Below are 25,372 nucleotides of genomic sequence, written 5' to 3'. Positions count from 1 at the left end.
CATATAGATGCGCGCGTACCAGTCTTTTTTGCGCGGACATGGACGATTCCGTTGCTCGCCTCTGGTAGGGCCGGGTGGAGCACCCGGAAGCCGGCGTTGCGCCGGCTGGCCGGCTACGAGCGATTGCGCTTCTCGCGCTTGCATTCGAGGCTGCTGAGGATGTTCCCGGAGGGGTCGACCGTGTCCAGATGGACATCGAAGCCCCACAGGCGGGCCACGTGCTTGAGCACTTCCTGGGCGTGCTGGTTGAGCGGACGGCGCTGGAACTGGGTGTGGCGCAGGGTCAGGGCCCGGTCGTCGCGCGTGTTCACTTGCCAGACCTGGATGTTGGGCTCGCGGTTGCCCAGGTTGTACTGTTCGGCCAGTTGCTGGCGCACGTAGCGGTAGCCGCGTTCATCGTGGATGGCCGAGATGGTCAGCTTCTCGTTCTTGTCGTCGTCGAGCACGGCAAAGAAGTGGAAGTCGCGGATCAGTTTTGGAGAAAGGTATTGGGCAATGAAACTTTCATCCTTGAAATTTCGCATCGCAAAGTCGAGCGCCACTCGCCAGTCGGTGCCGGCGATCGCGGGAAACCAGTCACGGTCTTCCTGGGTCGGGTTTTCGCAGATGCGGCGGATGTCGCTCATCATGGCGAAGCCCAGCGCGTACGGGTTGATGCCGCTGTAGTACTGGCTGGTGGCGGGCGGCTGGTAGACCACGTTGGTGTGGCTTTGCAAGAACTCCATCATGAAGCCGTCGCCAACGATGCCCTCTTTATATAGTTCCTGCAAGATCGTGTAGTGCCAGAAAGTGGCCCAGCCTTCGTTCATCACCTGGGTCTGGCGCTGCGGATAAAAGTATTGGGAAATCTTGCGCGTGATGCGGACCATTTCGCGCTGCCATGGCTCGAGCAGGGGCGCATATTTTTCGATGAAGTACAGCAGGTTTTCTTCGGGCTCGGGCGGAAAGCGGGGAATCGCCACGTCGGCCGCTTCCTCGTCGCGCCGCGGCACCGTGCGCCACAGTTCGTTGACCTGGGACTGGGCATATTCTTCGCGTTCTTTCTGGCGCGCGTTTTCTTGCGCCAGGGACAGCTTGGCCGGGCGCTTGTAGCGGTCCACGCCATAGTTCTGCAGCGCATGGCAGGAATCGAGCAGCAGCTCGACCGCGTCGATACCGTGACGCTGTTCGCACTCGGCAATGTAGTTCTTGGCGAACACCATATAGTCGACGATCGCATCGGCATCGGTCCAGGTGCGGAACAGGTAGTTGCCTTTGAAAAATGAATTGTGCCCGTAGGCAGCGTGGGCGATCACCAGTGCCTGCATGGTCAGGCTGTTCTCTTCCATCAGATAGGCGATGCACGGGTTCGAGTTGATGACGATCTCGTACGCCAGTCCCATCTGGCCGCGCTTGTAGCTCTTTTCGGTGGACAGGAAATGCTTGCCGAAAGACCAGTGGTTATACGAGACCGGCATGCCGACCGAGGTGTAGGCATCCATCATTTGCTCGGCGGTGATGATTTCGAGCTGGTTGGGGTAGGTGTCGAGCCCGAAGTTCCTGGCGACACGGCGGATTTCTTCGTGCGCGTGCTCGATCAGGTCGAAAGTCCATTCCGACTGTTCGGGCAGGGCGCGCGGGTGTTTGGGGTCTCTTGGCATGGCTGTGTTCTCCTGGTGCCGACGAGTTGCTTATTTGGGTTGCTTCTTGAATAGTTCACGGAAGACCGGATAGATGTCGGCCGGTGTGACGATTTTTTGCATCGCAAAGTTCGGATGGTGGTCCGACACTTCGGCGTACTGCTCCCACAGGTTCTGCGGCGGGCCGTCGGTGATTTCGACATAGGTGTAGTACTGGACCGCAGGCATGATGGTGTTGATCAGCAACTGTTTGCACAGCACCGAGTCGTTGTCCCAGTTGTCGCCGTCCGAGGCTTGCGCGACGTAGCTGTTCCACTCGCCGCTGCCGTAGCGCTCGCCGATGACCTTGGTCAGCAGGTGCAGCGCCGACGACACCACGGTGCCGCCCGATTCGCGCGAATGGAAGAATTCTTCCTCGTCCACTTCGGACGCGGCCGTGTGGTGGCGGATGAACACCACCTCGATCTTGTCGTAGGCGCGTTTCAGGAACAGGTACAGCAGGATGAAGAAGCGCTTGGCGGTATCCTTGCGGCTCTCGTCCATCGAGCCCGACACGTCCATGATGCAGAACATCACGGCCTGGGTCATCGGCTTGGGCACCTTGATGCGGTTGCTGTAGCGCAGGTCGAACGGGTCGATGAAAGGAATCGCCAGCAGCTTGGTGTGCAGGTGATGGATCAGGCGCTTGAGTTCGACCACGCGCGGATCGTCCAGCGGCGTGCCTTCTTCGAGCAGCGCCACCAGTTCGTTTTCGGCCTCCAGCACCGCCTTGCGCGAACTGCCGCCGACCGCGATGCGCCGCCCCAGCGCCCCGCGTAAGGAGCGCAGCACGTGGATGTTGGACGGCGTGCCCGACATATTGTAGCCGGCGCGCTGGTTCTTGAATTCGGTGGTGGCGGTCAGCTGGGTCTTGACCATGTTGGGCAGTTCCAGGTCTTCGAAGAAGTAATTCATGAATTCTTCGCGCGAAAGCTCGAAGATGAAATCGTCTTCCGATTGCTGGTCGCTGTTGCCCGCCTTGCCGCGTCCCGATCCGCCGCCGCCCTTGGGCCGGTTGAACTGGTCGCCTTTTTGATATTCCTTGTTGCCGGGGTTGATGGTTTCCCACACGCCGCCGTGGGCGTGGCCGAAATTCGGCTCGTTCACATCCTTGACGGGAATCGATACCTTCTCGCCATTTTCGATATCGGTGATCGAGCGGCCCTTGATGGCCCGCCCGACAGCGTCCTTGATCTGGCTTTTATATCGCCGCAAGAAGCGCTCTCGGTTGATCGCAGACTTGTTCTTGCCTTGCAAGCGTCGGTCGATGAGGTAAGTCAAAACGGGCCTCCTGCTTCAAATCCTGTTTGCGCCCGGGCAAGCGCCGTAGCGCGCCGGGCGGACCGCGACGGCCCGCTATCCGGCCGTCTTACGACGACTTGCGCACGCGCAGATACCATTCGCACAGCAGGCGCACCTGCTTGGCGGTGTAGCCTTTTTCCACCATGCGCGCCACGAAGTCGGCGTGCTTGTTCGCATCCTCGGCACTGGCCTTGGCGTTGAACGAAATGACTGGCAGCAATTCCTCGGTATTCGAGAACATCTTCTTCTCGATCACGGTGCGGAACTTTTCATAACTGGTCCAGGCCGGATTCTTGCCGCCGTTGGTGGCGCGGGCGCGCAAGCCGAAGTTGACGATCTCGTTGCGGAAATCCTTGGGATTGCTGATCCCGGCCGGCTTCTCGATCTTTTCCAGCTCGTTGTTGAGCGAATCGCGGTCGAAACTCTCGCCGGTGTCGGGATCGCGGAATTCCTGGTCCTGGATCCAGAAGTCGGCGAAGGTCACGTAGCGGTCGAAAATGTTCTGACCGTATTCGGAATAGCTTTCCAGGTAGGCGGTCTGGATTTCCTTGCCGATGAATTCGACATAGCGCTGCGCCAGGTGCTCCTTGATATACGAGAAGTAGCGCTGCTCGGTTTCGGGCGGGAACTGCTCGCGCTCGATCTGCTGCTCCAGCACATACAGCAGGTGCACCGGATTGGCCGCCACTTCGGTATTGTCGAAGTTAAACACCTTGGACAGGATCTTGAAGGCAAAGCGGGTCGAGAGCCCGTTCATGCCTTCGTCCACCCCGGCGTAATCGACATACTCGTGCATCGACTTGGCCTTGGGATCGGTGTCTTTCAGGTTCTCGCCATCGTAGACCAGCATTTTAGAGAAAACACTCGAATTTTCCGGGTCCTTCAGGCGCGACAAAATCGCGAACTGCGCCATCATCTTCATGGTGCCGGGCGCGCACGGCGCCTGCTCCAGCGAGGAATTGCGGATCAGCTTGTCGTAGATCTTGATTTCGTCGGACACGCGCAGGCAGTACGGCACCTTGACGATATATATACGGTCGAGAAACGCTTCGTTGTTGCGGTTGTTGCGGAAGGTTTTCCACTCCGACTCGTTGGAGTGGGCCAGGATGATGCCGTCGAAGGGAATCGCGCCGAAGCCCTCGGTGCCCTTGTAATTGCCTTCCTGGGTGGCCGTCAGCAGCGGATGGAGCACCTTGATCGGCGCCTTGAACATCTCGACGAATTCCATCAGCCCCTGGTTGGCCAGGCACAGGCCGCCCGAATAGCTGTAGGCGTCCGGATCGTCCTGGGCATAATCTTCGAGCTTGCGGATATCGACCTTGCCGACCAGCGAAGAAATATCCTGGTTATTCTCATCGCCCGGTTCGGTCTTGGAAATGGCGATCTGCTTGAGTACCGACGGATAGCGCTTGACCACGCGGAACTGGTTGATATCGCCATTGAATTCGTGCAGGCGCTTGACCGCCCACGGGCTCGGAATGGTGCGCAGGTAACGGCGCGGAATGCCGTAGTCTTCTTCGAGGATGACGCCGTCTTCTTCCTCGTTGAACAGGCCGAGCGGCGATTCGTTCACCGGCGAGCCTTTCAGCGCGTAGAAGGGCACCTGTTCCATGAGTACCTTGAGCTTTTCGGCGATCGACGACTTGCCGCCGCCGACGGGCCCGAGCAGATACAGGATCTGCTTGCGTTCTTCCAGTCCCTGCGCGGCATGGCGGAAGTACGACACCACCTGCTCGATGACTTCCTCGGTGCCGTAGAAATCGCGGAAGGCCGGATAAATCTTGATGACCTTATTGGCGAAGATGCGCGACAGGCGCGTGTCGTTGCGCGTGTCCACCAGGGTCGGTTCGCCGATTGCGGCCAGCATGCGTTCGGGCGCGCTGGCGTAGGTCAGCTTGTCCTTTTTGCACAGTGCCAGATACTCAGAGAGGGAATACTCCTCTTCGCGGGTACGCTCGTAGCGAGCTGCGTAGTTGTCAAAAATGGTCATTTGAATGTCCTTTAATGTGCTGTCACTACTTCACTGTCACTGGCAGTCTTACCGCAGGCGTGCTGTCAGCCCTGGATGTTAGGTACTCCTTGTGAGCCGTCGCCGGCTTTCCTGTTCCAGCAATCCCGAAACAAAAAACGGCTAACGATATTTATTATTTTTACCGGTGTTGCCCGGTGTTTTTGCGCGTATCGACAAGCTCTTCTTACGCCTGTGAAATTTATTATGTGCCTAATGGTTGCGGAAGTCAAAGTAATGTAGAGTAAGCTGATGTAACTGTTCTAAGTGATTGATTTAAAAAGAAAAAACAGTATGTTTACGGTCCATTTTGTTGTCTCATTTTGGCCTTGGATGTTTGTTATGCATGCCGTCTTGATCAAGGTTTCCTGCACTAATGAAAGAACGTCATCGCCACCATCGCGGGTGATTGGATAGTGCACGAACTCTGCGACCGATGGCGCACGAAAATCAGCGTTCGTGACACACATTTTCCGCCCCCAAACTTAGGCGGCCCTTGGCGCTGGCGCGCTGGCGCGCTTGCGGCGAGCGCTTGCGCTACACTGCGGTCTGACGACACACCCATTACCGACGGAGAACCCCATGCTGAACGACCAGATGAGAAATATTGTGCAACAGATGCCAAAGGCCGAATTGCACATCCACATCGAAGGGTCGCTTGAACCGGAGCTGATCTTTGCGCTGGCGCAAAGAAATGGTGTTTCCCTGGCTTATGCCTCGGTGGAAGAGCTGCGCGCGGCCTATGCCTTCAGCGACCTGCAATCCTTCCTCGACATTTACTACGCCGGCGCCAGCGTCTTGCTCAAGGAGCAGGACTTCTACGATATGACCATGGCTTACCTGGTGCGTTCCCACGCCGACAACGTGCGCCATGCCGAAATCTTTTTCGACCCGCAAACCCACACCGCGCGCGGCGTGCCTTTCGACATCATGATCAACGGCATCTGGCGCGCCTGCCAGGACGGCCCCATCAGCGCGACCCTGATCATGTGTTTCCTGCGCCACCTGAGCGAAGACGACGCTATTGCCATCCTGGAAGAAGCGCTGCCGTTCCGCGACAAGATCATCGGCGTCGGCCTCGACTCGTCCGAGCGCGGCCATCCGCCCGAAAAATTCGCGCGCGTGTTCGAGCGCTGCCGCCAGCTCGGCCTGCGCCTGGTGGCCCACGCCGGCGAAGAAGGCCCGCCGGCCTACATCGAAACCGCGCTCGATGTCTTGAATGTCGAACGCATCGACCACGGCGTGCGCTGCCTGGAAGACGCGGAGCTGACCGCGCGCCTGGCCAGAGAGCAGATCGCGCTGACCGTCTGCCCGCTGTCGAACGTCAAGCTGCGCGTGTTCGGCGAGATGGAAGAACACAACCTCCTGACCTTGCTCGACGCCGGCCTGGTGGCCACCGTCAACTCGGACGACCCGGCCTACTTCGGCGGCTACATGAACGATAACTTCGTGGCCGTGTTCGACGCGCTGCCCCTGACCGCCACCCACGCGCGCCAGCTGGCCCGCAACAGCTTCACGGCGTCCTTCCTGGCGCCCGAGGCCAAGCGCGCCTTCCTCGCGCAAGTCGATCAGTATTTTGCCACCACCGGCGCCATTTAAACCATTACCCGCCACCCCATGCTGATTCAATCGCTTCGAATGACCGCGCGCGACTGGCGCGCCGGTGAACTGCGCTTTTTGCTGATCTCCCTGATCATCGCTGTCTCGGCGCTGTCGGCGGTGGGGTTTTTCATCGACCGCATGCGCAACGGTCTCAATCGCGATGCGCACCAGCTGCTTGGCGCCGACCTGCTGGTCAATGCCGACCAGCCGCTCGATCCGGCCTGGCGCGCCGAAGCCGTCAAGCGCGGCCTGGTGCTGGCCGATACAGTGACGTTTCCCAGCATGGCGCAGGCGGGCGAGGGCGAGCAGTCGGTCTCGCAGCTGGCGGCCATCAAGGCCGTCTCGCCCGCTTACCCGCTGCGCGGCCAGCTGCGCATCACGACCAATCTGGAGCAGGCCAGCGCCGCCCTGGGCGAGAAGACCGACGCCACGCCCGCAGCGGGCACGGTGTGGGTCGACCCGAACATCCTGACCGCGCTCAAAGTGAACGTCGGCAGCCGCATCCGCGTCGGCGACAAGGAATTCACGATCGCCCAATTGATCGCCTCGGAGCCGGACCGCGGCCCCTCGTTCGCCAATTTTTCGCCGCGCGTGATGCTGCCGCTGGCCGACCTGGCTGCCACCGGCCTGGTCGACACCGGCTCGCGCGTGACCTACCGCCTGCAGGTGAGCGCCCCGTCGACCAACGACACCAGGGCCGTCAAGGCCTATGAAGCATGGATCAGCGAGCGCATCGAAGCTGAAAAAGTGCGCGGCGTGCGCGTCGAATCGCTCGAAAACGGCCGTCCCGAAATGCGCTCCACCCTGGACCGCGCCGACCGCTTCCTGTCGCTGGTCGGGCTGCTCTCGGCCATGCTGGCGGCAGTCGCCGTGGCCATGGCCGCGCGCCGCTTCATGCTGCGCCACCTGGACGCCTGCGCCATGTTGCGCTGCCTCGGGCTGACCCAGAACCAGGTCACCGCGCTGTACCTGATCGAATTCGCGCTCATTGGCCTGGCCGGCAGCACGCTCGGGGTGCTGGTCGGCTTCGGCGGCCACTATATATTGATGGAACTGATCGGCGCCATGCTCAGCACCGACCTGCCGCCCGTATCCTTTTTGCCGGCCGTGCAGGGCATCGCCACCGGCATGCTGCTGCTGGTCGGCTTTGCGCTGCCGCCGGTCCTCCAGCTGCGCAACGTGCCGCACAACCGCGTGATCCGGCGCGAGCAGGCCGCGCCCAAGCCAATGGCGCTGGCCACCTATGGCCTCGGCCTGGTGGTGTTCGTCGGCCTGCTGCTGTGGCAGGCGGGCGACGTCAAGCTGGCGCTGTCGACCGCGGCCGGCTTCCTGGGCGGCTTTGCGATCTTTGCGCTGGTGGCGTGGGGCGGCCTGGCCGCGCTCAAGACCCTGCGCGGCGCCATCGACAACCAGAGCTGGCGCTTCGCCGTCACCTCGCTGCAGCGCCGCCCGGGCGCCACTATCGTGCAGGTGGTCTCGCTGGCGCTCGGCCTCATGGCCCTGCTGCTGCTCACCGTGGTGCGCGGCGACCTGATGACCGCCTGGCGCAGCGCCACCCCGCCGGACGCGCCGAACCGCTTCATCATCAACATCCTGCCCGAGCAGAAGGATGACGTGGCCAGGCGCATCGCCGCCGCCAAGGTCAGGGAAGCGCCGCTGTTCCCGATGATTCGCGGGCGCCTGGCCGCCGTCAACGACAAGCCGGTCAGCGCCGCGACCTATGCCGACGACGACAATGCGCAGCGCCTGTCCGAGCGCGAATTCAACCTCTCCACCACGCCCGATTTGCCGGCCTCGAACGAGATCGTGGCCGGCCAGTGGTACAAGGACGGGCCTAACGTGGCCGAAGCCTCGGTCGAACAGGGCATCGCCAAGACCTTGCGCCTGAAACTGGGCGACACCTTGCGCTTCGATGTCGGCGGCACCCTGGTCGACGCCAAGGTGACCAGCCTGCGCAAACTGGAATGGGGCTCGATGCGCGCCAACTTTTTTGTCATCATCAACCCGGCCGCGATGGAGAAGACCTCGCAAACCTTCATGACGGCGTTTCACCTGCCGCCGGCCCAGGGCACCTTCACCAATGGCCTGACGCGCGATTTCCCGAACCTGACCGTGATCGACGTGAGCGGCATCATCCGCCAGTTGCAGGAAGTGCTGGACCAGGTGGTGACCGCGGTCGAATTCCTGTTCATGTTCACCCTGGCCTCGGGCGTGCTGGTGCTGTACGCGGCGCTGATGGGCTCGCAAGACGAGCGCACCCGCGAGTCGGGCCTGTTGCGGGCCCTGGGGGCCACGCGGCGCCAGCTTTCGCGCGCGCAGTGGATCGAATTTTCGCTGGTGGGCGGCCTGGCGGGCCTGTTGGCCGCGTCGGGCGCGGCGGCGCTGGGCTGGGCCCTGGCCACCTACCAGTTCAAGTTCCCGTGGACCTTCAGCCCGATGGTGTGGCTGGCCGGCCTGGTGGTGGGCGCGCTGTGCGCCATCATCGGCGGCTGGCTCGGCCTGCGCAACGTGCTGCGCCAGCCGCCGCTGCAGACCCTGCGCGGCACGTAAGAGCGCGGGCAGGCGGCCGGACGGGCGCAATCGCCTCAAGTGGCGGCCTCGCGCTCGCGCAGGAAGCTTGAAAACGGGTGGGCCGGCTGTTCCAGCTCACCCGGCGCCAGCGGGAACAGGGCCCAGTAAAAGTCCTGGGCGCCCCGGCAGCGCTGGGCCGGCGCGGTCCAGCGATGCCAGTTCCTGGCGAAATCGCGCGCATACATGCCGTCGCCCTCGCGAAAATACGGCACGATGCAGCGCTCGCGCACCGCCTGCAGGAACGACTGCGGCGCATCGTTGTCGCAGCCGACTTCATAATGCGCATTCATCCCCGCCTCGGTCTCGACCACCATCAGCTGCGCGTGTCCGTGCGCGTCGTACAGCAACATCCCGGCCGGATTCGGATACAGATAGTGCTCCACGATCCCGTGCTGTTCCACCACCATGCGCACCACCGCGCTGAACGCCGGGTCGCTCAAAAAACTGTGGTTGTGCAGCTTGAGCATGTCGCGCAGCGGGTCGGAGCGGGCCGCGAAATACTCGCCTTGCAAGGCCAGGATTTCGGCCTCCAGCTTGTCGAGCGCGCCGTCGTCGCTTTTCTTGATGTAGCGGTCGATCAGGCCGCGGTTGAAGGCGTCGACCGCCACCTTTTCGTCGGCCACGCCGGTAAACAGGATTTTCTTGCACGGCAGGTGGCGCAGCGCCTCGCACAACTCGAGGCCATCCATCTGCGGCATCGAATAATCGACCACTACCACCGACGGCGTCATGAAGCGTTCCGGCTCGAAGCTGATGCGGTGGATCTGCGCGATGTCGAGCGCCACGTTGCAGCGCTCTTTGGAATCGGGATAGGTATCGTGGCTGGCCGCCAGCCGGCCCGGCTGGGGTTCGCCGTGGGCGCCGATCCAGGCCAGCGCGCTGCTGGTATCGGCAAAGCACTTGCTGGCCAGGGCGGGGTCGAGCTGGAAGGCGACGCTTTTCAGGAAGCTGTCGCTGTCGTCGATCAGGACGGTCAGGCTGGGATGGCTGTAGATCGGCAGGGGCATGCTGGGCCTTTCGTAAGAAGTCAATGCGGGTCCGGCACCGCGGCCACGCGCGGAAATTCGAGCACGAACATGGTGTAGCCAAGTTCGCGCGAGACGCAGCGGATGCTGGCGTGCCAGGCATCGATGATGTCCTTGCACAGGGCCAGGCCGATGCCGGCGCCGGAACTGGGAGGGTAGGAGTAAAAGCGCTGGAAGATCAGCGGCAACTGGCGCTCGGCGATGCCGCAGCCGGTGTCGATGACCAAGAGGCGCGGCAGCTCGGGGCGGCCATCGACCACGATGCGGATGCGTCCCTTGCCGGCCCGGTGCAGCGCCTTGAGCGCGTTGCGCAGCAGGTTGAGCAAGATGACCACCGACAGCTCGTGCTTGCCGGCGAAGCGGAAGTCGGTGCGGATGTCGACGCTGACCGCGTCGCGCTGCGACTGCGCCGCGAACGGATAGCGCCGGACTACCGAATCGACCACCTCGCGCATCGACACCACCTCGGTCGCCTCTAACTGCTGCTCGACCGCGCTGGCCGAGAGCAGGAACAGGTCGATCATGTGCTTCATGTGGCGCACCTCGTACTGGATGCGCGCCATGGCCTCGCTCATGGCCTGCCAGTCGGCTTCGCTGGCCCTGGCCGGCGGGGCGATGCGGCGGCCGATGCCGCGCACATTCGCTTCCACGCTCACCAGCGGCGTGCGCAGTTCGTGCGACACGCTGGCCAGGGCGTGCGCCATGCCGGCCAGCTTCTCGCGCGCCAGCGCACCGCGTCCGGCCTTGGCCACCGAGACGGCGATGATGGTAAACGCATAGATCGGCAGCTGTTCGAGCACCGTGGAAGTGAGCATGAAGGCGGCGTCGCCCACCAGCGCGAACAGGGCGCAGGCCAGCGCGCTGCCGGCGGCGCAGGCGGCCAGCGCCCAGCGCGTGCGGAAGTGGAACAGCACGGTCAGGGCGATCAGGAGCGACTGGCTCCACACGGCCGAACCGTGGTTCATCAGGTACATGAAGGTGAACTGGAACGGCAGCACGTAGGTGACCGCGACGAACAGGTAGGCGTTGACGAAGCGCCCGCGCAGCAGGCGGCCAGGCGCCAGCGCGGGCAGGCACAGGGCCGCGCCGGCGAGGCGCAAGGTGAGACTTTCGAACTCCTGCGGGAACCAATAGGTCCAGATCGAATAGTAGGCCGGCATGCCCAGGAAGCCGATCCACGCCAGCAGGATGAAGCGCCCGGTAGCGTGCGCGTGGTGGCGCTCGTGCTGCACCAGCCATTGCAGCAGCGATTGCAGCAGCCGTTGCAGCAGCCCATGCTGCAAGGAGTGACGCAGGCGGTCGGCGGACAAGGTGGCAGTGGCGCTGGCAAAGGTCATAGAAAGCTTTCCTGGCTCGCACGGATGGGCGGCAAAGGACAATCTTGACCTATGTTGATATTTTGCAATTTGATATATGTCAAGGTCCATCGATGTTGCAGGATTGTCAAGGAAGGGCGACGCAAAATGGATGCTTTTTCCAAGGAGAATTCATGTCTTTTGCTGTCGATCAAGTTTCGCCTGCGGTGCGCCCCGTACCGGCCATGCCATCGTTCGTCACCGGCCGCATGGACGAGCACTACGTCACGCGGGTGGCGCAGTTGCTGGGCGGCGAGCACCTGCATGTGTGGACCGCACCCCAGCCCGGCGCAATCATGTTGGCCAGCAACGATTACCTGTGCATTTCCGGCGAAGCGGCCCTGCTCGATGCGCAAGCGCGCTGCCTGGTGCGCAACCGGGGCGGCATGCTGATGTCGTCGGTGTTTCTGCAGCAGGGCAGCGCCCAGCACCGGCTGGAAGCAAAGCTGGCCGCCTTCATGGGGGCCGAGGACGGGGTGCTGACCCAGTCCGGCTGGGCCGCCAACGTCGGCCTGCTGCAAACCATCGCCGGGCCCGGGGTGCCGGTGTATCTGGACATGATGGCGCACGCCTCGCTGTGGGAAGGCGTGCAGTCGGCGCAGGCCACGGCGCTGCCGTTCCTGCACAACGACGCGGCGCATCTGGAGCGCCAGGTGCGCAAGCACGGTCCCGGCGTGATCGTGGTCGACGCGCTGTACAGCACCAACGGCAGCGTCGCGCCCTTGACCGGGATTGCGCGCATCGCCACCACCAGCGGCAGCATCCTGGTGGTCGACGAATCGCATTCGCTCGGCACCCACGGCCCGCGCGGGGCCGGGCTGGTGGCGCAACTGGGCCTGGCCGGGCAGGTGCATTTTCGCACCGCTTCGCTGGCCAAGAGCTTTGCCGGGCGCGCCGGCTTCATCACCTGTTCCAGCCATTTCAAGGGCTACTTCCTGTCGGCGTCGCGCCCGGCGATTTTCAGCTCCTGCCTGCTCGAACACGAGCTGGCGTGGTTCGACGCCGCGCTCGACTTCATCTCTGGCGCCGACGGGCGCCGTGCTGCGCTGGAGCGCGTGACGCGCACGGTGCGCGACGGCCTGCGCGCGCTGGGCTACAACGTCGACGACGGCAGCGAACAGATTGTCGCGCTCGAAGCCGGGCCGGAACCGCGCACGCTGGCGCTGCGCAAGGCGCTGGAACGGCGCGGTATTTATGGCGCCGTGTTCTGCGCGCCGGCCACCGCCAAGAACCGCTCGCTGGTGCGCCTCACGCTCAATAGCGGCTTGACGGACGCGCAGTGCGCGCGCCTGCTCGACGCCTGCGCCGACATGCGGCTGGAAGTCGGGATGGACAGCTGGCCGTCGACGCGGCGCCTGCGCCGTCTCACACTGGTCTGACAGCGGCGCGCATGCTGCGCTATCATGGTGGCATGAGTGAACCACAAACCCTGTATGACGTCATCGGTGGCGCAACGCGCGTGCGCGAGATGGTCGACCGCTTCTACGACCTGATGGAACTCGAACCCGAGTTTGCCGGCATCCGCGCGCTGCATCCGCCCTCGATGGACGGCTCGCGCGACAAGCTGTTCATGTTCCTGAGCGGCTGGATGGGCGGGCCCGACCTGTTCGTCGAACAGTATGGCCACCCGCGCCTGCGCGCGCGCCACCTGCCGTTTGCCATCGGCAGCAGCGAGCGCGATCAGTGGCTGCGCGCCATGGCGTGGGCAATGGAAGATATCGGCATCGACGAAGCATTGCGCCTGCGCCTGATGGAGTCGTTCTACCAGACCGCCGACTGGATGCGCAACCAGCCGGGTTGATCTCATGACCCAGACCGAATTCCTGATCCTCGCCGCGCTGGCGCTTGTCATCATCGTCCTGCAAGCGGTCGCGCTGTGGCGCGCGCGCGGCAATGGCGACGCCGGCGCCCAATCGGACAAATTGCAGCTCGAACGGCTCGAACGCGAGCTGCGCCTGGAGTTCCAGGCCGGCGCGCAAGGCACGCGCCAGGACATCGGCGCCAGCCTCGCGCAGTACCACGGCGCCACCGTGCAGCAGCTCGACAGCATGCGCCAGCAGATCCACCTGGCCAGCATCAGCGGGCGCGAAGAGCAGTCGGCCACGCTCAAGCGCTTTGCCGACACCATGCACCAGACCCTGTCGGCGCTGACCGAATCGAACGCCCAGCGCATGCTGGAAGTGCGCTCGACGCTGGAAGCGAAGATCCGCGACCTGCAGAACGATAACGGCGCGCGCCTGGAAGAAATGCGCAAGACGGTCGACGAGAAGCTGCATGCGACGCTCGAGACGCGTCTGTCCGAATCGTTCCGCCAGGTGTCGGAACGGCTGGAGCGGGTGCACCAGGGGCTGGGCGAGATGCAGCAGCTGGCCATCGGCGTGGGCGACCTGAAACGCGTGCTCACCAACGTCAAGACGCGCGGCACCTGGGGCGAAGTGCAGCTCGAAATGCTGCTCGAACAGGTGCTCACGGTGGACCAGTACGCGAAGAACGTCGAGACCATTCCGGGCACCGGCGCGCGGGTCGAGTTTGCGATCAAGCTGCCCGGTCACGTGGAAGGGGGCACGCCGGTGTGGATGCCGATCGACGCCAAGTTCCCCAAGGAGCAGTACGAACGCCTGCTCGACGCGGCCGACCGGGCCGATGCCGACGGCGTGGCGCTGGCCGGGCGCGAGCTCGAACGGGCGGTGCGGCTGGAGGCCAAGACCATCTGCGACAAGTATGTGTCGCCGCCGCTGACGACCGATTTTGCGATCCTGTTTTTACCGACCGAAGGATTGTATGCGGAGGTGATGCGCAGGCCGGGACTGGCGGACGATTTGCAGCGCACCTTGCGCGTGTCGATTGCGGGGCCGTCGACCTTGTCGGCGATCCTCAATAGCTTGCAGATGGGATTCCGTACGCTGGCGCTGGAAAAGCGCTCGTCGGAAGTGTGGCAGGTGCTGGGGGCGGTGAAGACCGAATTTACCAAGTTCGGCGATGTGCTCACGCAGACCAAGCTGACCCTGGAAAAAGCGGCCAAGAATATCGAGAGTGCCGAAGTGCGCAGCCGCCAGATGGCGCGCAAGCTCAAATCGGTGGAGGCGCTGCCGAGCGAGGCGGCGCAGTTGATGCTGGGGCCGGACCTGGACAGCGAGGCGTAGCGCGCCTAGCGCGCCCGCATACGCCGCCGGGCGGCACCGATCACCGCCATCAGCCCCAATCCCAGCATCATCCATTGTCCCGGCTCCGGCACCGGCACCGCCGGCACGTTGGTTTCGGGGACCGGCGTAACGTCGATGCCGGTGATGGGCCCATCCCTGAACGGCGGCCCGAAACCACCGGTGCCGATCGGCGTCACCGGAATCCCGCCCTGGTAGCCGATCGAGCCCGGAGGCACGGCTGGCGAGCGTTCCAGTACCACCGGCCTGGTCGTGGTGCTGCCGCCGCGCGGCACGATCGCCAGTTCGCTGCCGGGCGGCGCCGGCGCGTCGGCCAGGGAGGTCGACGAACCCGGCCCGCCAGCTTGCGCACGGCCGCGCGACGGTCCGCTGGTGCCCAGGCGGTGAATGCGGCTCACGTTGCGGCACACGGTCGGCACCAGGATGCAGTGATCGCCTTCGCAGTAGACCAGGCCAGCCTGTTTTGTGCGCGCGCTCCAGCCGGCGCGCGAGACGTTGCCGCACACCGTGCCGGCGCCGAAATGCATGTCGCGGATGTTCGGGTCGTAGTCGTTCTGGCCCTTGATCGAATCGCGTCCGATGGTGACGAATTCGTCGAAATTGCGGTCCGCCATGCGCTCTTTGAGGCGCGTGCGCACCAGCGGCGGAATGTCGCGGTAGCGGTCGACCGCAGCGACCACGTCGCCCATGAACGGGTTCACGCCGGGACGGTCCCAGTCGCACTTGGCGACGCGGCTCGCGCTAGCCGCCTGGGATGACGTGGACGCCAGCATCAGCGCCGCTCCCAGCATCAACACGCAGGCCGATACAGGCCCCGCGACCTTGTAACTTGCGACGGTAATGCGGCTTGCGCGCTTCATGATCTCTGACCAAATAGGTTTGCCTGGAGATCAATACTAACAAGCGTATTTCAAAAAAACGTAGCTATTTTAATAATAGTAAAATGCTATTGGTGATGTTGTTAAGTCATTTTCCCTATGAAAATGGCGTGGATAAGGCGGCAATAAAAATTCAAGCTATAACAAAACAGGGTGACTTCAAAACAACATAATTATCAGAAATGCCACAATATAGCCTCATAAATAATGCTTTTTTACACTAAATTTCCACATAGACAAATTTAAGTTATAAATATGCCATTGTTAAAACGATCGGTGGTTTGGCGTTTTTTAAATCAAACCCTCGAACAGCATGACATCGACCAGATCGCCCGCCTCGACGTTTCCTTGCTCATCGTGCAAGATCACCATGCAGTTAGCCTCGCTCATCGAGCGCAGGATGCCGGAGCCTTGCGAGCCGGTGATGCGTACTGTTTGCACGCCGTCGCCGTTGTCCGCGCGCGCGAGGATGCCGCGCTGGTACTCGGTGCGTCCCGGTTTCTTGCGGATGGCGCAGCTTGATCGCACCTTGAACAGCGGCAGCGGCGCCTCGGCGCCCATCATGCGCAGCAGCGCGTCGCGCGCGAAGAAGTAGAACGACACCATCACCGCCACCGGATTGCCGGGCAGGCCGAACAGAAAGGCACTGTGGCCGTTCGAGGCGATGCGTCCGAACGCGAGCGGGCGGCCCGGGCGCATGCCGATCTTCCAGAAGCTCACGTCGCCCAGCTTGGCCATGATCTCGCGCGTGTAGTCGGCAGCGCCGACCGACACGCCGCCCGAGGTGACGATGGCGTCCACGTTCTCGCAGGCGTGGCGCAAGGCGTCTTCAAGCGCTTGCGGGTCGTCGCGCACGATGCCCATGTCGACGATCTCGCAGCCCAGCCGCGTGAGCATGCCGTGCAGGGTGTAGCGGTTGCTGTCGTAGACGCAGCCGGCGTCGAGCGGCTGGCCGATCGAGCGCAGTTCGTCGCCGGTGGAAAAGAAGGCCACGCGCAGGCGCCGCGTTACCGGCACCGTGGCGATGCCGAGGGAGGCCAGCAGCCCCAGGTCGGCCGGGCGGATGACTTTACCCTTGCGCAGGGCGGCGCTGCCGGTCGACAGGTCTTCACCGGCGAAACGGCGGTTGTCGCCGCTGCGGATCACGCCCGGCGCGATGGTGATGCTGCCGGCGCCGATGCCAGCGACCAGTTCCTGTGGAATCACGCTGTCGCAGCCGGCCGGCATGACGCCGCCGGTCATGATGCGCACGCACTCGCCGCTGGCCGGCACCACAGCGCACGGACGGCCGGCGAACACGGTGCCCACCACCGCCAGCGTGAGCGGGCCCGCCCCGGCCAGGTCGGCCCCGCGCAGCGCGTAGCCGTCCATGGCCGAATTGTCGTGCGCCGGCACGCTGATCGGCGAGATGATGTCCGCCGCCAGCACCCGGTCCAGCGCCGCCAGCAGCGGCACCTGCTCGATGCCGGCGACCGGCTTGATGAAGTCGCGGATGATGCGCTGGGCGTCGCGCACGGGCAGGGCGTCGGGGTCGTAGGCGGACAGGCAGCTGGTGACGTCGTTCAGGGTCGGCGGAATCATGGTGTGCGCAGGTAAGGGGATTATTCTGGTTCGCACTGGCGCAGTTCGTCCAGCGTATTGATGTTGCGGAAGGCGCTGGCATCGTCGAAGCGCACGCGCGCGACCGCGATGCTGGCGTACCAGCCGTCCATGCGGCGTCCGCCGCCGGCGAGGTAGGCTGCGAGGTGGGGCAGGGCGGCAGTTCGCACCAGGGCGAAGACGGGTTGCGGCTGGACGCGCGGGGTGCCGTCGGCGCCGGGTTCCTCGGTTTCGGCCAGCGCCAGGTCGGCGCCGTTGGCCGTCAACGCCTGGTGCAGGCGCGCCACCAGGTCGGGCGGCAAAAACGGCGAGTCGCAGGGCGCGGTGACCAGCAGCGGCGTGGCGCAGCGGGCCATGCCGGTCGCCAGCCCGGCCAGCGGGCCTTCGAAACCGGTCAATTGATCGGGCCAGACCGGCACGCCGAAAGCGGCGTAGACGTCCAGGTTCTGATTGGCGTTGATCGCCAGCGCGCCCACCTGCGGCGCCAGGCGGCGCAGTACATGCTGCGCCATGCTGGCGCCGCGGAAGGCTTGCAGGCCTTTGTCGACGTGGCCCATGCGGGTGCCGCGTCCGCCGGCCAGAACCAGGCCGGTGATGTCGTCAAGTGGTGTCACTGATATTGTCACTTAGCCGCCGATGTACGACATTTCGACGCGTTTTTCTCGATGTTCATCAATGCCGCTCGTGTTGATGGTACGGGTTTCGGAATAGCGGTCGGCGCGCACGTTCCACAGCGCGCCGATGGCGCCCGAGATCTCGGCATCGCTGCGGCCATCGCGCAGCAGGGCGCGCAGGTCGTGGCCACGGCTGGCGAACAGGCAGGTGTACAGCTTGCCCTCGGTCGACAGGCGCGCGCGCGAGCAATCTTTGCAGAACGCCTGGGTGACGCTGGAGATGAGGCCGATCTCGCCGCCACCGTCGGCATAGCGCCAGCGCGAGGCGGTTTCGCCGTTGTAGTTGGCCTGCAGCGGCAGCAGCGGCATCTCGGCCGAGATGCGGCGCGCCACGTCGGCCGACGGGATCACTTCGGCCAGGTTCCAGCCGTTGGAGGCGCCGACGTCCATGTATTCGATGAAGCGCAAGATATATGGGCTGCCCTTGAAGTGGCGCGCCATCGGCACGATTTCCTGGTCGTTCATGCCGGCCTTGACCACCATGTTGATCTTGACCGGTCCCAGGCCCACGGCGTGCGCCGCGTCGATCCCGGCCAGCACGTCGGCCACCGCAAAGTCGACATCGTTCATGCGCTTGAAGGTGGCGTCGTCGAGCGAGTCGAGCGACACGGTGACCCGGCTCAGGCCCGCGTCTTTCAGCGACTGCGCCTTTTTCGCCAGCAGCGAGCCGTTGGTGGTGAGGGTGATGTCGAGCGCGCGCCCGCCCGGGGTGCGCAGGGCGCTTAACATGCCGACCAGGCGTTCGAGGTTCTTGCGCAGCAGCGGTTCGCCCCCGGTCAGGCGCAGCTTTTCGACGCCGTGGGCCACGAACAGGGTGGCGATGCGGGTGATTTCTTCGAACGAGAGCAGCGAGGCATGCGGCAGGTAGGCGTAGTCCTTGTCGAACACCTCTTTCGGCATGCAGTAGACGCAGCGGAAATTGCAGCGGTCGGTGACGGAAATGCGCAGGTCGTGCAGGGGCCGCCCGAGCGCGTCGGCCAACAGGCCGGTGGGCGCATCGAGCCGCGCGGGGATTGCCGGCGGCGGCGCGCGGCCGTCGCTGAGCATGATAATTTTTTCAGCCATGCCGATACGATAGCACGAGCCCCGCCACGGCACAGGCGGCGAGCAGTTTGATGGTGCCCGCCTTGTAGCGCAGCAGGGCCACGCAGGCGGCCGCGCCGATGGCGATGGCGGCGATGTCGAGCTGTCCGGCGCGCACGAACACGTGCTGGCCGAAGAACAGCGCCAGGCTGACGATCACGCCCACCACGGCCGCCGAAATGGCGGTCAGCGGCGCCGTCATGCGCACATTGTCGCGCGTCGCTTCGACCAGCGGGCCGCCGGCCAGGATGAACATGAACGAAGGCAGGAAGGTAAAGAAGGTGGCCACGCAGGCGCCGGCCACGCCGGCCAGCAGTACGCTGCCGGGACCGAAAATGGCGTGGCTCCAGGCGCCCACGAAGCCCACGAACGCGACGATCATGATCAAGGGGCCGGGCGTGGTTTCGCCCAGCGCCAGGCCGTCGATCATCTGGGCGGCGGTGAGCCACTGGTAGTGTTCCACGCCGCCCTGGTAGACATAGGGCAGCACCGCGTAGGCGCCGCCGAAGGTCATCAGGGCGGCCTTGGTGAAGAACCAGCCCATCTGCGCCAGCGCCCCGGCGGCGCCGTAGCGCCAGGCCAGCAGCAGCCACACGGCGCCGCCCAGCGCCAGCCCGCCCAGCGCCACCCGCGCCAGGCGCGGCCAGGTGAAGCGCGCGTGGGCCGGCGTGGGGGTGTCGTCGTCGATCAGGGCGATGCCGTACGAGGCGCGGCTGTCCGGGTGCTTGCCGCCGACCTGGAAGTGGGCCGGCAGCAGGCGTCCGCCAAGCATGCCGATGGCCCCCGCCAGCAGCACGATCAGCGGGAACGGCAGCTCGGCGAAGGCGATGGCGACAAAGGCGGCGACGGCGATTCCCAAGAGGGTGCGGTTTTTCAGGGTGCGCGAGCCGATGCGCCAGGCTGCCGCCAGCACGATCGCCACCACCGCCGGCTTGATGCCGTACAGGATGCCGGCGACGACCGGCAGGGTGCCGTAGGCCATGTAAATCCACGACAGCACGATCAGGATCAGCAGCGAGGGCAGGAAAAACAGCAGGCCGGCCAGGATGCCGCCGCGCGTTTTGTGCATCAGCCAGCCGATGTAGATGGCGAGCTGGGTCGCTTCGGGGCCGGGCAGGAGCATGCAGTAGTTGAGCGCGTGCAGGAAGCGCTGTTCCGAGATCCAGCGGCGCCGCTCGACCAGTTCGGTGTGCATCAGCGCGATCTGGCCGGCCGGGCCGCCAAAGCTGATGAAGCCGAGCTTGAGCCAGTACCAGAAGGCGACGCCCAAGGGGACGGGATCGGGGCGGGTGTCGGCGGGCAGGTTCATTATTCGTGTCAATACGTGGTGTTGTGGCGTAAAAAAGGGAAGCCGAAGCTTCCCTTTTTCATGTGACCGCGTGATTACTGGCGGCTGGTGTCGACCTGGATCAGCGGCTCATCGACTTGCGGCGGCAGCGGCTTGCGCTCGCGTGGCACGCGCACCGGTGGCGCTGCGCTGGCGGCAGCTTCCTGGGCAGCGCGCAGCTTTTCAGGATCGGTCGCCGCCAGGGTCAGGCCGGCCGAACCGAGGATCTCGGTCAGGTTGGCAACCGGTGCCGGGGCCGGCGCTGGAGCAACAGGCGCAGGCGCTGGCGGGGCGACAGGGGCCGGTGCAGGTTCTGCGACTGCAACCGGCTCAGGTGCTGGAGCGGCCACAGGGGCAGGTACTTCCTCGGCGACCGGCTCGGCAGGGGTGAACATGGTTGCAGGCACGATTTCTTCACGAACCGGGGCAACTTCGGCAACCGGTTCGGCCGGGGTGAACATGGTTGCCGGTACGATTTCTTCACGTACTGGAGTCACTTCCGGCGCGGCTTCGGCTGGCGCAGCTTCGGCTGCCGCAGCTTCGGCTGCCGCAGCTTCGGCTGGCGCAGCTTCGGCTGGCGCAGCTTCGGCTGGCGCTTCCGCAACAATGTCGGCCACCGGTGCTGGCTCGGCCGGGGCCGCTGCAGCATCGACTGGTGCTGGCGCTGGTGCTGGTGCTTCCACCGGCGCTGGCGCCACCACGTATTCCGACACCGGCTCGGGTGCGGCGGCTGCTTCGGCTTGCGCTTCCGATGCTGCTACCGGAGCGGCAGCTTCGGCAACGACAGGCTGGGCCACGACAGGTTCAGCGGCGGCGAACACCGGGGCTGCAACCTTGTCGAACGACACGTTTGCCTCCGCTGGCGCTGGTTCCACGGTGAAGCTGGCTTCGTTGACGCTGTCGCCATCTTCGCCGTCCATGCCCTCGGCCTGGTCGCGGTCGCGGCGATTGCGGTTGCGTCCGCCACGACGACGACGACGGCGCGGCTCATCGCCACCGGCTTCGACTTCGATTTCTTCACCGTTCGGGCCGATCGTGGTGATCATTTTCGGCGCGGCGGCTTCTTCTTCGCCTTCCGGCACCGACACATTGACTGCGGCTGCGGCGGCCACGACGGGCGACACGGCCAGTTCATCGGTCTTCGCTTCGGCTACCGGAGTACGGTAGTCGGCACGCTCGCGCGGTGGACGCGGGGCACGCTCGACGCGCTCGCCACGTTCCGGACGCTCGCCACGCTCAGGGCGTTCGCCACGTTCAGGACGTTCGGCACGCTCCGGGCGCTCCGCCCGTGGTGCCACTGGCGCGCCGGCGGCGTCGACCTGCGGCTCACGCGGTGGACGTGGCGGGCGCGGCGGACGGGCGGCCTTGTCGGCGTCGCCCGGCTTGCCGGCTTCTTCCAGTGCGGCAGGCTTGCCCGGCTCGCGCTCGGGACGGCCATCCGGTTTGCCGCCACGGCCAGGGCGGGCACGCGGGCCACGGCCGTTGCGGTCTTCGCGGGCGGCAGGGGCTGCGGCCGGCTTGACCGGGGCCACGGGTGCGGGCGCGATGACGACCGGCGCTTCTTTCTTGAAGAAGAAATTCATGATCTTGGCCATGAAACCCTCTTCCTCGGGCGCGGTCAGCACCGGCGCCTGGACTGGCGGGGCGACCGGCTTGAGCACTTCGGAGCGGTCCACCACCGGGGCAGGCTGGTCCGGGGTGATGGTCTTGACGACGGCTTCCTGGCGCGGCTTGACTTCTTCCTTCTGGCGCTTGCTGTAAGCCATGTCGGTTTCAGCTTCTTCGGCCAGGTTGTAGCTGGCCTGGCTATCTTCGAGGCGCGGATCGTCGTGCTTGATGCGCTCGAGCTTGTAGTGCGGCGTGTCCAGGTGCTTGTTCGGGATCAGGATCACGCTGATGCGGTGGCGGTTCTCGATCTTGAGCACTTCGCCACGTTTTTCATTGAGCAGGAATGCGGCAACATCGACCGGCACCTGCACGTGGATGGTGGCCGAATTTTCCTTCATCGCCTCTTCCTGGATGATGCGCAGCACCTGCAGGGCGGACGATTCGGTATCGCGGATGTGGCCGGTGCCGGAGCAGCGCGGGCAAGTCACGTGCGAGCCTTCCGACAGCGACGGACGCAGACGCTGGCGCGACAGTTCCATCAGGCCGAAGCGGGAAATCTTGCCCATCTGAACCCGTGCGCGATCATGGTGCAGGGCATCTTTAAGGCGGGTTTCGACTTCGCGCTGGTTCTTCGCCACTTCCATGTCGATGAAGTCGATGACGATCAGGCCGCCAAGGTCGCGCAGGCGCAGCTGGCGTGCTACTTCTTCGGCCGCTTCGCAGTTGGTATTGAATGCGGTGGTTTCGATGTCGGAGCCGCGGGTGGCGCGGGCCGAGTTGACGTCGACGGAAACGAGGGCTTCGGTGTGGTCGATGACGATGGCGCCGCCGGACGGCAGGGGCACGGTGCGCGAATACGCGGTTTCGATCTGGTGTTCGATCTGGAAGCGCGAAAACAGCGGTACATCGTCGCTGTAGCGCTTGACCCGGTGGATCATGTCGGGCATCACGTGGCGCATGAACTGGTGCGCTTGTTCGTAGATATCGTCGGTATCGATCAGGATCTCGCCGATATCTGGCTGGAAGTAGTCGCGGATCGCGCGGATCACGAGCGACGATTCCTGGTAGATCAGGAAGGCGCCGCTGGCCGACTTGCCGGCGCCTTCGATCGCGCGCCAGAGTTGCATCAGGTAATTCAAGTCCCACTGCAGTTCTTCGACATTGCGGCCGATGCCGGCGGTGCGGGCAATCACCGACATGCCCTGCGGCAAGTCCAGCTTGTCCATGGTTTCGCGCAGTTCCTGGCGCTCTTCGCCTTCGACCCGGCGCGAGACGCCGCCGCCACGCGGGTTGTTCGGCATCAGGACCAGATAACGGCCGGCCAGGGAAACGAAGGAGGTCAGGGCCGCGCCCTTGTTGCCGCGTTCTTCTTTTTCGACCTGGACCATGATTTCCTGGCCTTCGCGCAGCGCTTCCTTGACCGAAGCGGTACGCACATCGACGCCTTCGCGGAAATAGGTGCGGGCGACTTCCTTGAATGGCAGGAAACCGTGGCGGTCTTCGCCGTAACTGACGAAGCAGGCTTCGAGCGACGGTTCGATACGGGTAATCACGCCCTTGTAGATATTCGATTTGCGCTGTTCGCGACCGGCGGTTTCGATATCGATGTCGATCAGTTTCTGACCGTCGACAATCGCTACGCGCAGTTCTTCCTGCTGCGTAGCGTTAAACAACATGCGTTTCATTTTTATTGACTCCGCGACCCGGGGGCCGTTCCAGTGCCACCTTGCGCTGGGCGCAGGGCGGCGAAAAGTACAGGGGATGTACGCGGGAAGGGAAGTGGAGGGTGGGTATGCCTTTTCGCACGGCGCAGCAACGCAAAGCGTCGCGGCCGCGACAGGGCGCGGTGGGGTCGATCGACATGCCGAGTGACGCATCGCCTGCAACTTCAGCTGCAGCAGCCCCGGATTATGCGGGGTACAGACAAAGCCAGGCCGAGCGAAATCAGTGAGCCAGACCGTCGCCAGCGAACATACTAAGACTTCGATATCAGGCTTAAACACCAGCCCTTGGGGGGCTCGAAAAACCGTAGCGAGCGGCGCAAGTGCCGTCCGAGAAACGCAGCCGTACGAAGGTACGGTGAGCATCGCAGGGCGGCAATTGCGCCGCGCAGTAGGTTGTTCGAGCTCCCTTATTCTCAAGCCTTCAGGATGAGGCTTACTTCGGGTCGGGCGAAAACGACAAGCGTTATCGACGCCATCATCCGGCGAGCTGGCCCCGAGGGACAGCTTGCCAGTACTTATCCTTACAATTCCAAACAATCCATTCCGCAGCCTTGCGCGTTATCCGATTACAACAACGGTGCAACCTTGATTCGCGCCGGGATGTGCGTACACATTTTTTCCATCGAATTTGCAATTTGGCGGGGCCGATGGAGACGCCCCTGTGTAAAATATCGTTTTAATTCTTACACCAGCAGAGGTTTGACCGCCGCCTGTCGATTATATATTCAAAATGAAGGACTTAGAGAGAATTTCTGGGAAGACAGAGCAAATGAAGATGCAAAACGATGTTGTTCCCCCTTCATCACAGGCCCCCGTTCAAGCCCAATTTGTCACAATCACCGAAGAAGAAGCCGGACAGCGGATCGACAACTACTTGTTGCGGGTCTGTAAGGGCGTACCAAAAAGCCATATTTACAGGATCCTGCGCTCCGGCGAGGTGCGCGTCAACAAGGGCCGGATCGACCAGCTGTACCGGCTTGAAAGCGGCGACGTGGTGCGCATTCCGCCGGTGCGGGTGGCCGAGAAGTCGACCGCCGTGGTGCCGGGCGCCGAATTCCCCATTTTGTTCGAAGACGCGCACCTGCTCATCATCGACAAGCCGTGCGGCGTGGCGGTGCATGGCGGTTCGGGCGTCTCGTATGGCGTGATCGAACAGTTGCGCGCGGCCCGGCCGGACGCCAAGTTCCTGGAACTGGTGCACCGGCTCGACCGCGAAACTTCGGGTTTGTTGTTGTTGGCCAAAAAGCGTTCGGCCCTCACCAACCTGCACGAGCAGATGCGCGACGGCCTGACCGACAAGCGCTACCTGACCATGGTTGCGGGCGACTGGAAAAACGCGCGCCAGCACATCAAGCTGCCGCTGCACAAGTTCACCACCGCCGACGGCGAACGGCGCGTGTGCGTACAGGCCGGCGGCATGGAATCGCATACCGTGTTCAGCCTGCTGCGCAAGTTCGACAAGTTCGCCCTGCTCGAAGCCGAACTGAAAACCGGACGTACCCACCAGATTCGCGTTCATCTGGCTTCGTCGGGCTTTGCCATTCTTGGCGATGATAAATACGGCGATTTTGCGCTAAACCGCGTGCTGCTCAAGGGCGACGCCACGCGCGGCGCGCTCAAGCGCATGTTCCTGCACGCGCATCAAATCACGTTTACCCACCCGGAAAGCGGCAAGGATGTAACGATAAATGCACCGTTGCCAGCAGAATGCGAACGTTTCTTGGTAAGCTTGGGCAAACCGCTGAACTCAGCACCGCGCTAAAGCGCGTCGAACCATCCTGGAAGGAGCCGGCCGCC

17 protein-coding genes are annotated in these 25,372 nt (G+C 63.8%); 6 read left to right on the top strand and 11 right to left on the bottom strand.

The window, feature by feature from the left end:
- Positions 1 to 113: 113 nt before the first annotated feature.
- The 3 genes from F1609_RS23065 to F1609_RS23055 all read right to left on the bottom strand — a co-directional run bounded on the left by F1609_RS23065 (position 114) and on the right by F1609_RS23055 (position 4,950).
- Positions 114 to 1,640 carry a SpoVR family protein gene (locus tag F1609_RS23065; RefSeq protein WP_167079006.1) on the bottom strand — a complete coding sequence of 509 codons (1,527 nt, stop codon included), beginning with the start codon at positions 1,638 to 1,640 and terminating at the stop codon, positions 114 to 116.
- Between the two features lie 30 nt (positions 1,641 to 1,670).
- Complete coding sequence (locus F1609_RS23060; protein ID WP_167079005.1) at positions 1,671 to 2,939, bottom strand: YeaH/YhbH family protein; 1,269 nt, start codon at positions 2,937 to 2,939, stop codon at positions 1,671 to 1,673.
- An 88-nt stretch (positions 2,940 to 3,027) separates the two neighbouring features.
- Positions 3,028 to 4,950, bottom strand: a complete 1,923-nt coding sequence (locus tag F1609_RS23055; protein WP_099875539.1) for a PrkA family serine protein kinase — start codon at positions 4,948 to 4,950, stop codon at positions 3,028 to 3,030.
- Positions 4,951 to 5,550: 600 nt separating this feature from the next.
- Here F1609_RS23055 and F1609_RS23050 point away from each other — a divergent pair.
- Both F1609_RS23050 and F1609_RS23045 read left to right on the top strand, forming a co-directional pair.
- Positions 5,551 to 6,567, top strand: a complete 1,017-nt coding sequence (locus tag F1609_RS23050) for an adenosine deaminase (RefSeq protein ID WP_167079004.1) — start codon at positions 5,551 to 5,553, stop codon at positions 6,565 to 6,567.
- An 18-nt stretch (positions 6,568 to 6,585) separates the two neighbouring features.
- Positions 6,586 to 9,120, top strand: coding sequence for an ABC transporter permease (locus F1609_RS23045; RefSeq protein WP_167079003.1), 2,535 nt, complete (start codon positions 6,586 to 6,588; stop codon positions 9,118 to 9,120).
- Between the two features lie 35 nt (positions 9,121 to 9,155).
- On the opposite strand, the gene F1609_RS23040 is transcribed toward F1609_RS23045, so the two are convergent.
- Both F1609_RS23040 and F1609_RS23035 read right to left on the bottom strand, forming a co-directional pair.
- Positions 9,156 to 10,148 carry a response regulator gene (locus F1609_RS23040; protein WP_167079002.1) on the bottom strand — a complete coding sequence of 331 codons (993 nt, stop codon included), beginning with the start codon at positions 10,146 to 10,148 and terminating at the stop codon, positions 9,156 to 9,158.
- 20 nt (positions 10,149 to 10,168) lie between these two features.
- Complete coding sequence (locus F1609_RS23035) at positions 10,169 to 11,503, bottom strand: sensor histidine kinase (protein WP_167079001.1); 1,335 nt, start codon at positions 11,501 to 11,503, stop codon at positions 10,169 to 10,171.
- Positions 11,504 to 11,655: 152 nt separating this feature from the next.
- On the opposite strand from F1609_RS23035, the gene cqsA reads away from it, so the two are divergent.
- From cqsA to F1609_RS23020, 3 genes are read left to right on the top strand one after another with little or no spacing between them, the layout of a single operon-like run.
- Positions 11,656 to 12,900 carry an alpha-hydroxyketone-type quorum-sensing autoinducer synthase gene (gene cqsA / locus F1609_RS23030; RefSeq protein WP_167079000.1) on the top strand — a complete coding sequence of 415 codons (1,245 nt, stop codon included), beginning with the start codon at positions 11,656 to 11,658 and terminating at the stop codon, positions 12,898 to 12,900.
- A gap of 32 nt (positions 12,901 to 12,932) precedes the next feature.
- Positions 12,933 to 13,322, top strand: a complete 390-nt coding sequence (locus F1609_RS23025) for a group II truncated hemoglobin (RefSeq protein ID WP_167078999.1) — start codon at positions 12,933 to 12,935, stop codon at positions 13,320 to 13,322.
- A 4-nt stretch (positions 13,323 to 13,326) separates the two neighbouring features.
- Positions 13,327 to 14,664: a DNA recombination protein RmuC gene (locus tag F1609_RS23020; RefSeq protein ID WP_167078998.1), complete on the top strand. Its 1,338-nt coding sequence runs from the start codon at positions 13,327 to 13,329 to the stop codon at positions 14,662 to 14,664.
- Positions 14,665 to 14,669: 5 nt separating this feature from the next.
- On the opposite strand, the gene F1609_RS23015 is transcribed toward F1609_RS23020, so the two are convergent.
- The 6 genes from F1609_RS23015 to F1609_RS22990 all read right to left on the bottom strand — a co-directional run bounded on the left by F1609_RS23015 (position 14,670) and on the right by F1609_RS22990 (position 23,536).
- Positions 14,670 to 15,542, bottom strand: coding sequence for an MHFG family PEP-CTERM protein (locus F1609_RS23015; RefSeq protein ID WP_167078997.1), 873 nt, complete (start codon positions 15,540 to 15,542; stop codon positions 14,670 to 14,672).
- A 309-nt stretch (positions 15,543 to 15,851) separates the two neighbouring features.
- Complete coding sequence (gene moeA, locus F1609_RS23010; protein ID WP_167078996.1) at positions 15,852 to 17,141, bottom strand: molybdopterin molybdotransferase MoeA; 1,290 nt, start codon at positions 17,139 to 17,141, stop codon at positions 15,852 to 15,854.
- Between the two features lie 20 nt (positions 17,142 to 17,161).
- On the bottom strand, positions 17,162 to 17,716 hold the full coding sequence (gene mobA / locus F1609_RS23005) for a molybdenum cofactor guanylyltransferase MobA (protein ID WP_187363115.1): 555 nt from the start codon (positions 17,714 to 17,716) through the stop codon (positions 17,162 to 17,164).
- A gap of 69 nt (positions 17,717 to 17,785) precedes the next feature.
- Entirely contained in the window at positions 17,786 to 18,898 is a 1,113-nt protein-coding gene (gene moaA, locus F1609_RS23000) for a GTP 3',8-cyclase MoaA (protein WP_167078994.1), read from the bottom strand.
- A complete protein-coding gene (gene chrA, locus F1609_RS22995; protein WP_167078993.1) occupies positions 18,891 to 20,225 on the bottom strand; it encodes a chromate efflux transporter in 1,335 nt (444 codons plus the stop codon). Before chrA ends, moaA begins: the two co-directional genes overlap by 8 nt.
- A gap of 74 nt (positions 20,226 to 20,299) precedes the next feature.
- The gene (locus tag F1609_RS22990; protein ID WP_167078992.1) at positions 20,300 to 23,536 is read right to left on the bottom strand and encodes an Rne/Rng family ribonuclease; all 3,237 of its coding nucleotides are present in this window, start codon (positions 23,534 to 23,536) and stop codon (positions 20,300 to 20,302) included.
- 808 nt (positions 23,537 to 24,344) lie between these two features.
- Between F1609_RS22990 and F1609_RS22985 the strand changes: the two genes are divergently transcribed.
- Positions 24,345 to 25,337 carry an RluA family pseudouridine synthase gene (locus F1609_RS22985; protein ID WP_187363108.1) on the top strand — a complete coding sequence of 331 codons (993 nt, stop codon included), beginning with the start codon at positions 24,345 to 24,347 and terminating at the stop codon, positions 25,335 to 25,337.
- Positions 25,338 to 25,372: the final 35 nt, after the last annotated feature.

Source organism: Massilia aquatica (assembly GCF_011682045.1).
Classification (GTDB): Bacteria; Pseudomonadota; Gammaproteobacteria; order Burkholderiales; family Burkholderiaceae_D; genus Telluria_A; species Telluria_A aquatica.
Note: the sequence above shows the minus strand (reverse complement) of the source record. Positions and strands in the feature narration are given on the sequence as shown.

Bases quoted from the DNA above. Each gene is read 5' to 3' on its own strand.
- F1609_RS23065 (WP_167079006.1), bottom strand. From the start codon at position 1,640: ATGCCAAGAGACCCCAAACACCCGCGCGCCCTGCCCGAACAGTCGGAA.
- F1609_RS23055 (WP_099875539.1), bottom strand. From the start codon at position 4,950: ATGACCATTTTTGACAACTACGCAGCTCGCTACGAGCGTACCCGCGAA.
- F1609_RS23050 (WP_167079004.1), top strand. From the start codon at position 5,551: ATGCTGAACGACCAGATGAGAAATATTGTGCAACAGATGCCAAAGGCC.
- F1609_RS23045 (WP_167079003.1), top strand. From the start codon at position 6,586: ATGCTGATTCAATCGCTTCGAATGACCGCGCGCGACTGGCGCGCCGGT.
- F1609_RS23040 (WP_167079002.1), bottom strand. From the start codon at position 10,148: ATGCCCCTGCCGATCTACAGCCATCCCAGCCTGACCGTCCTGATCGAC.
- F1609_RS23035 (WP_167079001.1), bottom strand. From the start codon at position 11,503: ATGACCTTTGCCAGCGCCACTGCCACCTTGTCCGCCGACCGCCTGCGT.
- cqsA (WP_167079000.1), top strand. From the start codon at position 11,656: ATGTCTTTTGCTGTCGATCAAGTTTCGCCTGCGGTGCGCCCCGTACCG.
- F1609_RS23025 (WP_167078999.1), top strand. From the start codon at position 12,933: ATGAGTGAACCACAAACCCTGTATGACGTCATCGGTGGCGCAACGCGC.
- F1609_RS23020 (WP_167078998.1), top strand. From the start codon at position 13,327: ATGACCCAGACCGAATTCCTGATCCTCGCCGCGCTGGCGCTTGTCATC.
- F1609_RS23015 (WP_167078997.1), bottom strand. From the start codon at position 15,542: ATGAAGCGCGCAAGCCGCATTACCGTCGCAAGTTACAAGGTCGCGGGG.
- moeA (WP_167078996.1), bottom strand. From the start codon at position 17,141: ATGATTCCGCCGACCCTGAACGACGTCACCAGCTGCCTGTCCGCCTAC.
- mobA (WP_187363115.1), bottom strand. From the start codon at position 17,716: ATGGGCCACGTCGACAAAGGCCTGCAAGCCTTCCGCGGCGCCAGCATG.
- moaA (WP_167078994.1), bottom strand. From the start codon at position 18,898: ATGGCTGAAAAAATTATCATGCTCAGCGACGGCCGCGCGCCGCCGCCG.
- chrA (WP_167078993.1), bottom strand. From the start codon at position 20,225: ATGAACCTGCCCGCCGACACCCGCCCCGATCCCGTCCCCTTGGGCGTC.
- F1609_RS22990 (WP_167078992.1), bottom strand. From the start codon at position 23,536: ATGAAACGCATGTTGTTTAACGCTACGCAGCAGGAAGAACTGCGCGTA.
- F1609_RS22985 (WP_187363108.1), top strand. From the start codon at position 24,345: ATGAAGATGCAAAACGATGTTGTTCCCCCTTCATCACAGGCCCCCGTT.